General features: G+C 68.0%; 12 protein-coding genes. 6 read left to right on the top strand and 6 right to left on the bottom strand.

From position 1 onward, the window contains the following. Positions 1-4: 4 nt before the first annotated feature. Positions 5-166, top strand: a complete 162-nt coding sequence (locus ASD37_RS31500; RefSeq protein WP_156720891.1) for a hypothetical protein — start codon at positions 5-7, stop codon at positions 164-166. On the opposite strand, the gene ASD37_RS15415 is transcribed toward ASD37_RS31500, so the two are convergent. Further along, the gene (locus ASD37_RS15415) at positions 163-1,617 is read right to left on the bottom strand and encodes a PE-PPE domain-containing protein (RefSeq protein ID WP_056552372.1); all 1,455 of its coding nucleotides are present in this window, start codon (positions 1,615-1,617) and stop codon (positions 163-165) included. The genes ASD37_RS31500 and ASD37_RS15415 overlap by 4 nt on opposite strands. Before the next feature lie 165 nt (positions 1,618-1,782). Beyond that, positions 1,783-2,292 carry a lipoprotein LpqH gene (locus tag ASD37_RS15420; protein WP_056552374.1) on the bottom strand — a complete coding sequence of 170 codons (510 nt, stop codon included), beginning with the start codon at positions 2,290-2,292 and terminating at the stop codon, positions 1,783-1,785. A gap of 152 nt (positions 2,293-2,444) precedes the next feature. On the opposite strand from ASD37_RS15420, the gene ASD37_RS15425 reads away from it, so the two are divergent. Then, positions 2,445-3,347, top strand: a complete 903-nt coding sequence (locus ASD37_RS15425) for a haloalkane dehalogenase (protein ID WP_056552376.1) — start codon at positions 2,445-2,447, stop codon at positions 3,345-3,347. Here the strand turns inward: ASD37_RS15425 and ASD37_RS15430 are convergent. Further along, positions 3,344-4,021, bottom strand: a complete 678-nt coding sequence (locus ASD37_RS15430) for a TetR/AcrR family transcriptional regulator (RefSeq protein ID WP_056552378.1) — start codon at positions 4,019-4,021, stop codon at positions 3,344-3,346. The genes ASD37_RS15425 and ASD37_RS15430 overlap by 4 nt on opposite strands. A gap of 67 nt (positions 4,022-4,088) precedes the next feature. Between ASD37_RS15430 and tgt the strand changes: the two genes are divergently transcribed. The 3 genes from tgt to ASD37_RS15445 all read left to right on the top strand — a co-directional run bounded on the left by tgt (position 4,089) and on the right by ASD37_RS15445 (position 7,904). After that, entirely contained in the window at positions 4,089-5,324 is a 1,236-nt protein-coding gene (gene tgt, locus ASD37_RS15435) for a tRNA guanosine(34) transglycosylase Tgt (RefSeq protein ID WP_056552381.1), read from the top strand. Positions 5,325-5,328: 4 nt separating this feature from the next. Continuing rightward, positions 5,329-6,549, top strand: a complete 1,221-nt coding sequence (locus tag ASD37_RS15440) for a cytochrome P450 (RefSeq protein ID WP_056552384.1) — start codon at positions 5,329-5,331, stop codon at positions 6,547-6,549. Positions 6,550-6,629: 80 nt separating this feature from the next. After that, positions 6,630-7,904 (top strand): acetyl-CoA hydrolase/transferase family protein, encoded by a 1,275-nt coding sequence (locus ASD37_RS15445; protein WP_056552387.1) that lies wholly within the window; start codon positions 6,630-6,632, stop codon positions 7,902-7,904. Between the two features lie 54 nt (positions 7,905-7,958). Here the strand turns inward: ASD37_RS15445 and ASD37_RS15450 are convergent, their stop codons facing one another. Continuing rightward, the gene (locus tag ASD37_RS15450) at positions 7,959-9,329 is read right to left on the bottom strand and encodes an FAD-dependent oxidoreductase (RefSeq protein ID WP_056552390.1); all 1,371 of its coding nucleotides are present in this window, start codon (positions 9,327-9,329) and stop codon (positions 7,959-7,961) included. Between the two features lie 124 nt (positions 9,330-9,453). On the opposite strand from ASD37_RS15450, the gene hpnE reads away from it, so the two are divergent. After that, complete coding sequence (hpnE, locus tag ASD37_RS15455) at positions 9,454-10,812, top strand: hydroxysqualene dehydroxylase HpnE (RefSeq protein WP_056552393.1); 1,359 nt, start codon at positions 9,454-9,456, stop codon at positions 10,810-10,812. 63 nt (positions 10,813-10,875) lie between these two features. On the opposite strand, the gene ASD37_RS15460 is transcribed toward hpnE, so the two are convergent. Both ASD37_RS15460 and ASD37_RS30980 read right to left on the bottom strand, forming a co-directional pair. Beyond that, the gene (locus tag ASD37_RS15460) at positions 10,876-11,655 is read right to left on the bottom strand and encodes an amino acid ABC transporter ATP-binding protein (RefSeq protein ID WP_056552396.1); all 780 of its coding nucleotides are present in this window, start codon (positions 11,653-11,655) and stop codon (positions 10,876-10,878) included. Then, complete coding sequence (locus ASD37_RS30980) at positions 11,652-13,838, bottom strand: ABC transporter permease subunit (RefSeq protein ID WP_082570201.1); 2,187 nt, start codon at positions 13,836-13,838, stop codon at positions 11,652-11,654. Before ASD37_RS30980 ends, ASD37_RS15460 begins: the two co-directional genes overlap by 4 nt. Positions 13,839-13,905: the final 67 nt, after the last annotated feature.

Raw genomic sequence — 13,905 nt, forward strand, 5'->3', positions numbered from 1 at the left:
TCGGGTGAGCATCCGCTTCGTGCGTCGTGGCGACGGCGTGACCTACCAGTTCCGGAGTGACCAGGAGCCACCTGACGGCGAATTGGTCTACCGGCGGGTCGACTTGGACCTGTCCTGCCGGCGCCTGCCCGACTTCGGCCTCACCATGGAGTCGGACGCGACCTAGGCGGCGGCGTCGGTGCTGGCGTTGGTGTTGGCCGAAGGCTCTTGTGCGGCAGGGCTATTCGTGGTGTCCGGGGTTGCGGTGGGAGTCACCTTGGTAGGCGGCGTGGCGGGCGAGGTGGGAGTGCCCGTAGTGCCGGTCGTGTCCGTCGTGCCCGTCGCGGTGGAGGTCCCGGCCCCCGGAGTGAACTTGTTGCCGCCCGACGTCACCGTCGGCCGCAGACCGTCGGTGGTTGTCGCCGCCAACTTGGTCACCGCGGGAATCGGCTTGATCGGTTTGACCGACTTCCCGTCGAGTTCGACCTTGGGAACGTCCTTGGCGGGCGCGATCGGTGCCGGACTCTCCAGGAGTTGGGGTTTCGGCGACGGAGCCGCCGGCTTCGGCGTGAGGTTTCCAAGGGGGTTCGGTGGCGTCACCGTGGAGTGGCCCCCGGAGGCGAGATTCGCCGCGCCCTGCGCCAGCGCATTGGGGATCGCGCCGAGTGCCTCGATGACCTTGGCTGGCGGTGTGAAGAGCGAAAAGGGCGTCGTCGTAGCGGGCTTCGCGTTCACGCGGTCGGTATAGCCCATGTCGACGAGCACCCGAAGGAGGGGTTCGACGGAGCTGATGACCGGCTCGGCGAACTTCGTGGTGTTCGTCATCGCCGCCAACTCGCGCAGCGGACCCAGCAGCGGCAGGTGGGGGTTGTAGTACAGGACGTACTTGTCGGTGCTCCCGGTGCCGGGGTTGTGGACGGTCGTCTCGTAGGCGTAGGACGAGGCCGGATCGAGCGGGTCGTAGTACGCGGGGGAGTGGCCGTAGCGGATCGACAGCGCGGTGTTCAGCAGTGAGACCGGGTTGAAGTAGGCGGGGAAGTCGGCGTACGGGTCGTACATGTTGGCGACGTAGGTGGTGTCGTACCGAGATGGCTGCGCGGGGCCCATACCGGTTGTGATGAAGGGGATTCCGACACCGGGCAGGCGGCCGAAGACGCCACCGTTGCCGCCGAAGGGCGACGCAATCATCACGAAGGACAGCTGCTCGTCTGAGGGTGCGTCGGACTCGGCGAGCAACTGCAGATTTCGCTTCTCCTGCTCGGCGGCCAAGGCGCCAAGGGAGTAGCCGGCGACGATCAGGTGGGCCTCGTCCTTGCCCGTGTTCGTCAGATAGTCGTGGATGACTGGAACGGCCGCGTCGCGACTCTTGTCCAACTCGAACGTCGCGGGGTAGGGCACGCCGAAGTAGCCGAAGTTGCCTGTCTTGGGGATCACCGTGCCCGACAACTTGGTGGGGATGCCGGAGCTCGTCGCGTCGTCCTTGCCGCCGATGCCGATCACGGTGTTGGTGAGTTGGACCATCGCGGTGGTGCTGGTCGCGTGCCCGAGCACCAGCGACCCCGACAACCCGAAGGCGGCCATCGCGCCGAGCGCGACCTTGCGGGCAGTGCGTCTGGTCGACGTCCGGTGCTTTGCCACTTCTCCCCCTGGTGTGCCGCGCCGCCTTGCGCGGCTCGACGCTACCGTATGCCAGCGCCGTCTCGGGCGAAACCCCGTTCGGCCATTCGGGATGAGAAAGAAGTCGACGAACGACGGCGACGTCCCATGTCGGGACGTCGCCGCCGGGTCGCTGCCGATTACTGCCTAGGGGCAGGTGAACTCGAGTTCGAAGGGCTTCTTCGCCGGCTGCAGCGGGTTGGCCATGTCGATGCCGAATGCGTTGCCAGTGATCTTGTAGGTCTTGCCGTCCTTGGTTGCCGTGGCATCGCCCTGGCCGCCGCCCACCGCAAGGGTGATTCCATCGACGTTGCCCAGTCCCACGGACGTGACCGTTGGCGGGTCGGATTCGCTGATCACGGCGGCAATCCCGGTCATCGACTCGCCGATGGCGACGTTCATGTTGCCGCCCATCGGGGCGCACACGACGGTGCCGCCGACGTCCTTGGGCTGTCCGTCGATGGTGACCTTGGTAGCCGCGGCTGCCTCCGCGCTGGTCGAGGCCGCGCTCGAGCTGCTCGAGGACGACTCACTCGAGCTCGAGCTGGAACTGGAGCTCGACGAACCCGTCGTCGACTTGTCGCCCGACGAACAGCCCGCCAGGCCGGCGACGACGAGCGCGGCGCCTCCCACGGCAATCAGCAAACCCTGCTTCACGTCTGTTCTCCTCGTTGTCGGTGCGATCCATCAAGATCAGCGGATCATCCCCCGCATTATCGGGCGATACTGTCCGGTGGACAGGAGATTGCCAGAATTGCCCGGCCCCGGCGTGTCCGCTCGGCCGCGGTGTGCGGCGTAGGTTCACCAGCATGGAGTCGCTGCGTACCCCCGATGACCGTTTCGCCGCCCTGGCGGATTTCCCCTACCCTCCGCGCTATTGCGACGTCGCCGACCAAGAGGGCGGACGCCTTCGGATGGCGTGGGTCGAGGACGGTCCCGCCGACGCCGATCCGGTGCTGTTGTTGCACGGTGAACCGTCCTGGTCCTATCTCTACCGCCGGATGATTCCGATTCTGGCGGCGGCCGGCCACCGCGTCATCTGCCCCGATCTGGTCGGGTTTGGCCGCTCCGACAAGCCAACCCGCATCGAAGACCACAGTTATGCCAGGCACGTCGAGTGGATTCGGGCGCTCGTCGTCGACGAACTGGGCTTGGATCGCGTGACGGTCGTCGGCCAGGATTGGGGCGGCCTCATCGGCCTGCGCCTGGCGGCCGAGAACCCTGATCGCGTCGCCCGCATCGTCGTCGCCAACACGGGTCTGCCCACCGGTGATCTGCCCATGCCGGAGATCTGGTGGCAGTTTCGGAAGGCGATCGAGGAGATGCCCGAGATCGAGGTCGGACGGTTCGTCCAGTCGGGCTGCCTGAGGCGGATGAGCGATGAGGTCCGCGCGGGTTACGACGCGCCGTTCCCCGACGATTCGTATTGTGCGGGTCCGCGCGCGATGCCGGGCCTGGTGCCGACGTCGCCTGCCGACCCCGCGAGCCCTGCCAATCTGCATGCGTGGGAGGCGTTGCGCGACAGTCCCACTCCGATGCTGGTGGCCTTCAGTGACGGCGATCCGATCACCGGAGCCATGGCGCCGATCTTCATCAGCGAGATGCGGGGCGCCCAGGGCGTCGAACACCCCGTGATCCACGGGGCCGGGCACTTCCTTCAGGAGGACGCCGGCGAGGAACTCGCCGAGGCGATCGTGTGTTTCCTGGGTTAGGAGCGGCGCCCGAGCGCGCCGATTCCGGCGAGGATGAGGTCGATGCCGTCGAGGAACTGGGTGCGGTCGTCGTGCTCGCGCATCTGCTCGGCGACGTCCCGGAGGAACGGATATTCCTCCGCGTCGAGATTCGCCCACGCCGCCGAGACGGTGACGAGCACATCGGTGCGGTTGGTGTTCTCCACGGCGCGAGCGTTCGCGGCGTTGAGCCCGCCGACGCCGAGGATGTAGTTCGTCAACGCCGACGTCGACGAGAACAAGGCGGCCTCGGGGACGCCGAGTGCCCGAACCTGGCGTCCGATGCTTTCGAAGAGGCGAACCATCGCAGGCTGCAGGGGATTGGCGAGCTGCGCACCGACCCACGGGTGTGCGTCGATCGCGTCGAACACCGCGAGCGCGACCGTCCTGACGGCGTCCTCCTCGCGCAGGCCGTCGACGCTTGCCGCGGTGGTCGCCGACGCCAGGATGGTTTCGGTGGCGGCGACGAGCAGCTCGCCCTTGTTCGTCACGTGGTGGTAGATCGCGCCTGGCCCGGTGACGAGGAGGTCGGCGAGCCGGCGGAACGTCAGACCGTCCTCCCCCTCGGCGTCGAGAATCGCCACGGCGGCGTCGACGATGCGCTCGGGAGACAATCCGTCGGCGCGTCGCCGGGGGTGACGCGTCCTGGGCGGCATGTCCTCATCCTGACATGACCGGATACTCATGGGTCGGCCGATCGCCGGGGTGTGAGAATGTACAGCGGTGAGCACCCCGCCGTACTTCGAAGTCAAGGCCCAACTGGCAGGACGAGCCGGCCGGGTAGGCGTCATCCACACCCCGCACGGCGACGTTCACACCCCGGCATTCGTGGCGGTTGGGACGGCGGCGACGGTCAAGGCCGTGCTGCCCGAGTCGATGAAGGACGTTGGCGCTCAAGCGGTTCTGTCCAACGCCTACCACCTCTACCTGCAACCGGGACCCGACGTCGTCGACGAGGCGGGCGGCCTTGGCGCCTTCATGAACTGGCCGGGTCCGACGTTCACCGACAGCGGCGGCTTTCAGGTGCTCTCGCTCGGCGTCGGCTTCAAGAAGGTGCTCTCCATGGACACCGACCGGGTCCAAGCCGACGACGTCATCGCCGAGGGCAAGGAACGGCTGGCGCACGTCGACGACGACGGCGTGAACTTCCGCTCGCACAAGGACGGGTCGATCCACCGGTTCACCCCGGAGGTGTCCATCGGCATTCAGCATCAGCTCGGCGCCGACATCATCTTCGCCTTCGACGAGCTGACCACCCTGATGAATACTCGCGGCTACCAAGAGAGTTCGGTTCAGCGCACCCACGACTGGGCGGTGCGCTGCCTCGCCGAACACCGTCGGCTCGGCATCGCGCGGGCGCACAAGCCGGCCCAAGCCCTGTTCGGCGTCGTGCAGGGCGCTCAGTACGAGGACCTCCGCAGGCAGGCGGCGAAGGGCCTGACCGAGATTCGCGACGAGGACGGCAGGGGCTTCGACGGGTACGGCATCGGTGGGGCGTTGGAGAAGCAGAATCTCGCGACCATCGTCGGCTGGGTCACCGACGAGCTGCCCGACGACAAACCTCGCCACCTGCTGGGCATCAGCGAGCCCGACGACCTGTTCGCCGCCGTCGCCGCGGGCGCGGACACGTTCGACTGCGTGTCGCCGTCGCGGGTCGCGCGCAACGCCGCGGTGTACTCCGCGGACGGGCGTTACAACATCACCGGTGCCCGCTACAAGCGCGACTTCACCCCCATCGACGCCGAGTGCGACTGCTACACCTGCGCCAACTACACCCGGGCCTACATCCACCACTTGTTCAAGGCCAAGGAAATGCTGTCCTCGACGCTGTGCACCATCCACAACGAGCGGTTCGTCATCCGCATGGTCGACCAGATCAGGGCGGCGATCACCGCCGGTGAGTTCGACGAGCTGCGCGAGCACGTCCTGGGTCGCTACTACTCGGCGCGCGCACAATAGAACGATGACGACCACCGCGGGGCCGCAGGCGCTGCTGATGCAGCTGCTCGACCCGTCGAACCGGGCCGACCCGTACCCCGTGCACCGGCAGATCCTCGACGGCGGACCGATCCTGATGCCGGAGAGCAATCTGGTCGTCTTCTCGTCGTTCCAGGACTGCGGCGACGTGCTGCGGCACCCGTCGTCGGCAAGCGACCGGCTCAAGTCGACCGTCGCGCAGCGCGAGATCGCCAACGGCGCCGAGCCGCGGCCGTTCGGGCAACCCGGGTTCCTCTTCCAGGACCCGCCCGACCACACCCGGTTGCGCAGGCTCGCGCAGCAGGCGTTCGCGCCGAAGCGGGTCAGGGCGCTGGAGGCCGACGTGGTGGCGATGGTCGACGGCCTGCTCGACCGGGTGAGCGGTGACTCCCTGGACGCTGTCGCCGACCTGGCGTACCCACTGCCGGTCGCCGTGATCTGCCGGATGCTCGGCGTGCCGATCGAGGACGAGCCGCAGTTCAGTCGGGCTTCGGCGCTGCTGGCGCAGGGTCTCGACCCGTTCATCACCTTCACCGGCGAGCTTCCCGACAACTTCGCTGACCGGATGAACGCCGGGCACTGGATGCGGGGTTACATCGCCGGCCTCGTCGAGGAGCGCCGGGCGGCCCCGCGCGAGGACCTGATCTCGGCGCTGATCGCGGCCGAGGAGGACGGCGACCAGCTGACCACCGACGAGATCGTCGCGACGTGCAACCTGCTGCTGGTCGCGGGCCACGAGACGACCGTCAACCTGATCGGCAACGCGATCCTGGCGATGCAGCGCGAGCCGGGGCAGTGGGCGGCGCTGGCCGAGGACCCCGGCCGCGCGGCCACGATCATCGAGGAGACCCTGCGGTACGACCCGCCGGTTCAGCTGGCCGGGCGGACGGCGGCTGAGGAGATGACGATCGGTGGCGTGACGGTGCCGAAGGGCGACACGATGATGTTGCTGCTGGCCGCCGCGCAGCGTGACCCGGCGGCGTTCGACGCACCGGACGCGTTCGATCCAGGACGAGAAGACCTGCGGCACTTGGCCTTCGGTCACGGCGTTCACTTCTGCCTCGGCGCACCCCTGGCCCGGCTCGAGGCCAGGGTGGCGTTGACGGCAGTGACCAGGCGGTTCCCGCGTGCCACGCTTGCCGGCGAGCCGCCGTACAGGCCGAACGTCACGCTGCGCGGGATGGCGTCGCTCCCCCTCGCCCTCTAACCCCCTGCGATTTCGGCGCGTTCAGCCGCGCCTACCGCGGATTTCCGCGCCCAAATCGCGGCGGGGGATAGGGTCGCGCCATGCCCACCGAGCTCACCGCCGAGCAGGCCGCCGCCCGACTCAACCCCCGCGACACCCTTGGCATCCCCCTCGGACCCGGCCAGCCGCCCGCGTTCCTGCGGGCGCTCGGCGAGCGGGAGGACTGGACCGACCTCCGGGTCTACGGCGCGTTGCTCGCGGTCCTCACGGAGTTGTTCTCACGGCCCGGCGTGCACTACCTGTCCGGTTTCTTCGGACCGTTGGAGCGGGCGTTGCTAGGCGGTGGCGCCGACATCCAGTTCACGCCGGCAGACTTCCGCCGCTTCGGGCCGCTGCTCGAACGCCAAGCGCCGCGGGTGATGACGACGGTGGCCACGCCGCCGGACGCCGACGGCTGGTGCTCACTGTCGCTGCACGCCGGCGGCACGATCGACGAATTACGAAGGGCGGGAGCAGATCCCGACCGAATTTTGATCGTCGAGGCGTCGGAGTCGTACCCGCGGACCTTTGGGCTTGGTGAGCATCGCCACGCCCTGCACGTCGACGAGATCGACGTCCTGATCCACTCGACCGACGAACCGTTCGCGCTGCCCGAGGGCGAACCCACCGACGTCGACGACGCGATCGCGCGCCACGCCGTCGGCTTCATCCGGCCCGGCGCGACCCTGCAGGTGGGCATCGGCTCGATCCCCAACCAGATCGCGACCCTGCTCGCCGAGGGCGACGGCGGGGACTACGGGTTGCACACCGAGATGTTCACCGACGGCTGCATGAAGCTGCACCGCGCCGGCAAGGTCGCCAACGACCGCAAGGGGCAGTACGAGGGGGTGAGCGTGACGACGTTCGCGTTCGGCTCACCGGCGCTCTACGCCTGGCTCGACGGCAACTCCGACGTGGCGTTCCTCCCGGTCGAGATCGTCAACTCACCGGAGATAATCGGCGCCAACGCCGACATGATCTCGGTCAACGGGGCATTGGCGGTCGACGCCCAGGGGCAGGTGGTCGCAGACACCCTCGACGGCAAGCAGTTCAGCGGGATCGGAGGCGCCGAGGACTTCGTTGCGGGCGCCGGGCTCGAGTTGGCGGACCGTTCGCTGATCTGCCTGCCGTCCACGTTCACCAAGGACGGTGAGCTGCGGTCGCGGATCGTGCCGTCGTTCGGTCCCGGTGCGGTGATCACCACGCCGCGCCACCAGGTCGACGTAATCGTCACCGAATACGGCGTCGCCGAGCTGGAGGGCAGGACCGTCCGCGAGCGTGCCGAGGCGTTGGCGGCGATCGCGCATCCCCGGTTCCGCGCTGAGCTCCTTGCGTGAGTGATTTCGGCGCGTTCACCCGCGGTGAGCGCGGATGAACGCGCCGAAATCGCCCTAGGTGAGGGAGTCGACGACCGCCAGCGCCGCGCGCTCGCCCGCCTCGACGGCGCCCTCCATGTAGGCGCTCCAGTGGGTGGCCGTGTCGGTGGACGCCCAGTGGATCACGCCGATCGGAGCCGCCAGCGCTTCCCCGTAGGTCGTCCACACGTGCGGGCCGTGGTTGGCGTTGTAGCAGCCGCGCGTCCATTGTCGATCCGACCATTCACCGTCGACGTAGAACTCGGGCGACGCCGCCTTGGCGCCGTAGTGGCGCACCAACTCCGCGGTCAGCGCGGTGCGCCGCTCGTCGAGGGGCAGGCGTCCGAAGGTGCGGGCCTGGTCACCCTCCAGGAACAGCAGGATCACCCCGTGGTCGTCGCCGGGAATGCAGGTGTCGTTGGACATCCGCGCCGGGCCGACGTCGGAGATGAGCTGTCCGTTGAAACCGTCTGCGCGCCAGAAGGGTTCGTCGTAGACGAAGAACGCCTTCATCGCCGAGCCGTTGGGGAGCCGCTGGGTCAGCTGGTCGCGGATCCCCGACAGTGGCGGGTCGTAGAGAATTCGACCGGCCAACGTCGGCGAGATGGCCACGATGACGCGGCGGCCGCGGGCCACCAGCCCACCGCGGCAGTGCACGACGACGCCGTCCGTCGAGTGCTCGATCGTCTGCACCGGGGAATCGAGCACGATGTGGTCGGTGATCAGCGCGGCCAGTCGGCGCGGAATCTCGCTGGTGCCGCCGACGAAGCGGGTGGTCTGGGCGCCGCCCTCGGATTCGGCGAAGAGTTCGGCCGTCACGCCGCAGGTCTGAATGGTGAAGAGCAGGTGCAGGAACGACACCTCGACGGTCGGCACCGCAAGTATCCCGACGGTGCAGATCTCCAACAGCGTCCGCGCGACCGGCGAGAGACCCTGGTTGTCGTACCACGTGCCCGCGCTGATGACGTCCCACTCGTCGGCCCGCGGCGCCAGCCACGGTGCCTCGACGGGAACGTCGGCGGCGAGCTCGTCGAGACGGCGAAGGACGCGCTCCAGCTCGGCCAGCTCGTCGGCGAAGCGGGTGTGAAATTCGTTCTCCCGCAATACTCCTGAGCCGCCGAGGTCGTATGACGTCTCGCCCTCGTCGTACTGCGGGAACGTCTCGACGCCGAGCTCGTCGGCGAGCCGGAACATCCGTTCGTGCGTGTCGCCGATCCACTGCGCACCCAGGTCGACGCTCACCCCCGGCATCACGTCCTCGGTGAGGATGCGTCCACCGACGCGGTCGTCGGCTTCCATGACGACGGGCGTCAATCCCGCGGCGAGCACCGTCCGGGCGGCGATCATTCCCGAGAGCCCGGCTCCGACGATGACGACGTCCGCGTCGACGCTTCGTGGTTGTGACATCCCACAGTTTCCCGCGTCCCTGCCGCGAGCAGACGCAAACGTGCGTGAAATCTCGGCGTGTCGCGCACATTTGCGACTGCTCGCGGGCCGACGGCGGGGGACGTCCACGGCGTACGTTGGACGAATGGGCGGACGCTACGTGGTCATCGGCGGCGGGCTGGCCGGCCTGGCCTCGGCGGTTTGGCTGGCCGAGGCGGGCATGGACGTCACGCTGCTGGAGCGACGCGGACGGCTCGGAGGCCGGACGCATGCGATGCGGGCCGAGCAGGTCGACGATTTGCCCGACAACGGCCAGCACGTCATCGCCAGCGGGTATGAGCACCTCTTTCGCTACCTGACCAGCGTCGGCACCCGCGAGCTCGTCGTCTTCCCCAAGCGGTCGACGCTGCGCTGGCCCGACGGACGCAAGAAGGTCGTGCAGACGACGGGCCTGGGTGCGGTGCGCACGCTGTTCGGCGTGCATCCCGACGCCGGGATGCTCGACCGTCTGCGGGCGGCGCGCGCCACGCTGCGGCTCGGGTGGCAGGCCCTGCATCCACCCGCCGATCTGGGCGACCTGAGCACCGACCAGTGGTTCGACCGGGTCGGCATGCCCGCACCGGCGCGAGAAGCGTTGTGGGACTGGCTCGCTCTGGGGATCGCGGCCGAACCGGTGACGCGTGGCTCGGCCGCGGTGTTCGCCAAGGTCATGGCCACCGGCTTCCGGATGGGAGTGCGACACCGGACGCCGGTCACCATCGGCTATCCCACGGTCGACCTCGACACCCTCTTCGTCACCGGTGCGCTCCGGGTCTTCGAGGAGCGTGGCGTCGACGTCCGCTACCGGGCGGTGGCACGGCGGATCGAGATCGAGGACGGTGTGGTCACCGGGGTGCTGCTGGCCGACGGATCCCGCGTGCCCGCCGACGGCGTGGTGTGCGCCGTCCCCAACTCCAACGTCGCCGGGTTGCTGGACGAGCTTCCCGAGCACGCCGAGATATGTGCGGCCGCAGACAAACTGGGCTACACCCCGATCGTCAGCACGAACCTGTACCTCGACCGGCCGCTGGGAACCGAGTCGGCGTTCGAGGGCCTGATCGGGGGAACGGGTGTGATCGACGAGGTCTTCGACCGGCAGATCATGCACGGCAGGAGCACCGACCGCGGGTGGCTGTACTGCCTGACGACCAGCGGCGCCTACGAGCAGATCGAGAAGGCAGGCGACGAGATCGTCGCCGAGCAGATGGCGCTGCTGCGGCGGTACTACCCGTCCGCCGTCGCCGCCGAGGTGCTCGAGGCGCAGGTGGTCAAGATGCCACGGGCTACGTTCTCTCAGGTGGTCGGCATGGATTCGCTGCGGCCACCGCAGCGGACGTCGGTGCCGTCGCTGGTGTTGGCGGGTGACTGGACGGACACCGACTGGTCGGCGACCATGGAGAGCGCAGCCCAAAGTGCCGCCGTCGCAGTCGATTTGCTGCTCGACCACGCGCGCGAGCGTGCGTGAACTCCGACAATGGATCGGCGTGTCGCCCGCAGACACGCACGCTCGCGGGGAGCACGAAAAGCGCTACAGCGGGTTGAGGATGCGGTCCAGGAACTGGCGGGTGCGCTCTTCCTTCGGATCGCCGATCACCTCGGCGGGGGTGCCCTGCTCCAGGATGACGCCCTGATCGGTGAACAGCACCTGGCTGGACACCTGACGCGCGAACTGGATCTCGTGGGTGACGATCACCAACGTCCAGCCCTCGACCGCCAAATCCTTGATCACCGAGAGCACTTCGCCGACCAGCTCGGGATCGAGCGCGGAGGTGGGCTCGTCGAACAGCACCAGCTTGGGCTTCAGCGCCAGCGCGCGGGCGATGCCGACGCGCTGCTGCTGACCGCCGGAGAGCTGGAACGGGTACTGGTCCTGCTTCTCGGCCAGGCCGACCTGCTCGAGCAGGACGACCGCGTCGGCGACGGCTTCGTCCTTGGGCCGCTTCTGGACGATCACCGGTCCCTCGATGATGTTCTGCAGCACCGTCTTGTGGGGGAACAGGTTGTGCCCCTGGAACACGAAGCCGCTGCGCGACTGGAACTTTCGGATCTCGGGCTTGGGTGTCGGGGTGGCGAAGTCGATCTCGACGTCGTCGACCCGGATCACCCCGGCGTCGGCCCGGTCGAGTGCGTTCAGCGTGCGAAGCAGCGTCGTCTTGCCCGATCCGGACGGTCCGATGATGGCGGTCGCGGTGCCGCGCTCGACCTTGAACGACACACCCTTGAGCACCTTGTTGTCGCCGAACGCCTTCTCGACACCCTCGGCGACGACGCGATAGTCGGTCTCGGTCTCGTCAGTGCTGTCGGTCATCGCGCCACGTACCTTTCCAGTCGGTGTTCCAGGCGGCCCTGGCCGAACGACAGCACCAGGCAGATCACCCAGTAGTACGCCGCCGCGGTGCCGTAGAGGGCGAAGAACTCGAACGTCGGCGCCGCGACTATCTGGGCCTGCCGCAACAGTTCGGTGACCAGGATCGTCGACGCCAACGAGGTGTCCTTCACCAGCGAGATCAGCGTGTTCGACAGCGGCGGCACCGCCACCCGCGCGGCCTGCGGCAGGATGATGCGCTTCAGCGCACCAACGTAATTGAAGCCGATCGTCTCGGCGGCCTCCCACTGGCCCTTCGGGATGCTCTGAATCGCCGAGCGGATGATCTCCGCCCCGTAGCCGCCGACGTTGAGGCTGAACGCGATCACCGCCGCGGGGAACGGGTCGATCTTCACCCCGAGCTGCGGGAGCGCGTAGAACACGATGAACAACTGCACCAGCAGGGGAGTGCCGCGAATGATCGAGATGAAGAACCGCGCGACGTTGGTCAGGATGACGTTCGGCGACAGTCGGGCCAAGGCCACCGCGAGGGCGATGACCAGGCCGACGACGAAGCTGATGATGGTCAGCGGAATGGTCGCGGTGATGGCGGCCTTCGCGAGCGGCCACAGGTTGTCGAGGATCAGCTGCCACGCCGAGCGCACCGGCGGCGCGTTCTGCTGCGCCCCACCGGCCTGCGGAGCCTGACCCGCCTGCCCGGCACCGGTCGCGTCGGCCTTGAGGTACTTCTGGGAGATTTCGGCGAGCTTGCCCGAGGACCGCAGCGCGTCGATGGCGCCGTTGAGCTCGGGCAGGTAGCCGCTGTCCTTGCGGGCGGCGAGCGCCTGTTCGCTCTTCTCGTCGGTCTTCGCCGCGATCTTGATCGTCTTGTCGCCGGTCTCGGCGAGGTAGGCGTAGACCGCGATGCTGTCGTTCACGGTGGCGTCGATGCGGCCCTGGTTCAGCAGGGTGATCGCCTGGCTGAAGCCCTCCACCGACTCCACGTTGGCGCCGGCGTCGCGGGCGACCTGCGCCCAGTTGCTGGTGATCGACTGCGCGGTGGTCTTGCCCTTCAGGTCGGCCAGACTCTTGATCGAGTCGTCGTCGGCCTTGGTGACGATGACGCCCTCACCGACCGAGTAGGGCTCCGACAGGTCGTACTTGGCCTGGCGTTCCGGGGTGACGGTGACTTCGTTGGCGACGACGTCGAAGCGGTTGGCCTCCAGCGCGGCGAAGATCGAATCCCACGGAGTCTCGACGAATTCGACCTTGACGCCGAGGTTCTCGGCGATGGCCTTCGCCACGTCGACGTCGTAGCCGGCCAGTTCGCCGGTGGCCTGGTCGTGGTAGCTGAACGGGGAGTACGTGCCCTCGGTCCCGACCCGCAGGACTCCCGAGGAGCGGATCGGCGTCGACGCGGGTGTTCCGGTCGAGTCGGCCTTGAGGTACTTCTGCGAGATCGTGGCCAACGTCCCGTCGGCGCGCAGCTCTCCGAGTGCCTTGTCGAGTTCGGGGAGCATGCCGCTGTCCTTGCGCGCGGCGAACCCCTGCTCGCTCTTCTCGCCGACGGTGCCTGCGATCTTGACCGACTTGTCGCCGGTCTCGGCGAGGTAGGCGTAGACGGCGATGCTGTCGTTGATCACGACGTCGACGCGGCCCTGGTTCAACAGCGTGATGGCCTGGGTGAAGCCCTCCACCGACTCGACGGTGGCACCCGCCTTGCGCGCGACCTCCGACCAGTTGCTGGTGGCGTTCTCGGCGGCCGTCTTGCCCTTGATGTCTGCGAGCGTCTTGATCGAATCGTCGTTTGCCCGCGTGACGATGACGCCTTCGCCGACGGTGTAGGGCTGCGACAGGTCGTACTTGGCCTGACGTTCGGGGTTGATGGTGACCTGGTTGGCCACGATGTCGAAGCGGTCGGCCTCGAGTGCGGCGAAGATGGAATCCCAGGGCGTCTCGACGAATTCGACCTTCACGCCAAGCTTTTGGCCGACGGCCTTGGCGACGTCGACGTCGTAGCCGACGAGTTCACCGGTGGCTGGGTCGTGGTAGCTGAAGGGTGAGTAGACGCCCTCGGTGCCGACCCGCAGCACCCCGGACGACTTGATCGGGTCGGCGCTCTGCTCCGACGACCCGCAGGCCGCCGAGCCGAGGATCACCGCAGCGACGATGAGGACGGCGAGCATCGCCCGCCGGAAGTATCCGAACACCGGCGGAAGTTACCAACCCGACGGCGACCCGCATAGGGTTTTC

Source organism: Mycobacterium sp. Root135, from assembly GCF_001426545.1.
Lineage (GTDB): Bacteria > Actinomycetota > Actinomycetes > Mycobacteriales > Mycobacteriaceae > Mycobacterium.

Bases quoted from the DNA above. Each gene is read 5' to 3' on its own strand.
- ASD37_RS15460 (WP_056552396.1), bottom strand. From the start codon at position 11,655: ATGACCGACAGCACTGACGAGACCGAGACCGACTATCGCGTCGTCGCC.
- hpnE (WP_056552393.1), top strand. From the start codon at position 9,454: ATGGGCGGACGCTACGTGGTCATCGGCGGCGGGCTGGCCGGCCTGGCC.
- ASD37_RS15445 (WP_056552387.1), top strand. From the start codon at position 6,630: ATGCCCACCGAGCTCACCGCCGAGCAGGCCGCCGCCCGACTCAACCCC.
- ASD37_RS15425 (WP_056552376.1), top strand. From the start codon at position 2,445: ATGGAGTCGCTGCGTACCCCCGATGACCGTTTCGCCGCCCTGGCGGAT.
- ASD37_RS30980 (WP_082570201.1), bottom strand. From the start codon at position 13,838: ATGCTCGCCGTCCTCATCGTCGCTGCGGTGATCCTCGGCTCGGCGGCC.
- ASD37_RS15450 (WP_056552390.1), bottom strand. From the start codon at position 9,329: ATGTCACAACCACGAAGCGTCGACGCGGACGTCGTCATCGTCGGAGCC.
- ASD37_RS15430 (WP_056552378.1), bottom strand. From the start codon at position 4,021: ATGCCGCCCAGGACGCGTCACCCCCGGCGACGCGCCGACGGATTGTCT.
- ASD37_RS15440 (WP_056552384.1), top strand. From the start codon at position 5,329: ATGACGACCACCGCGGGGCCGCAGGCGCTGCTGATGCAGCTGCTCGAC.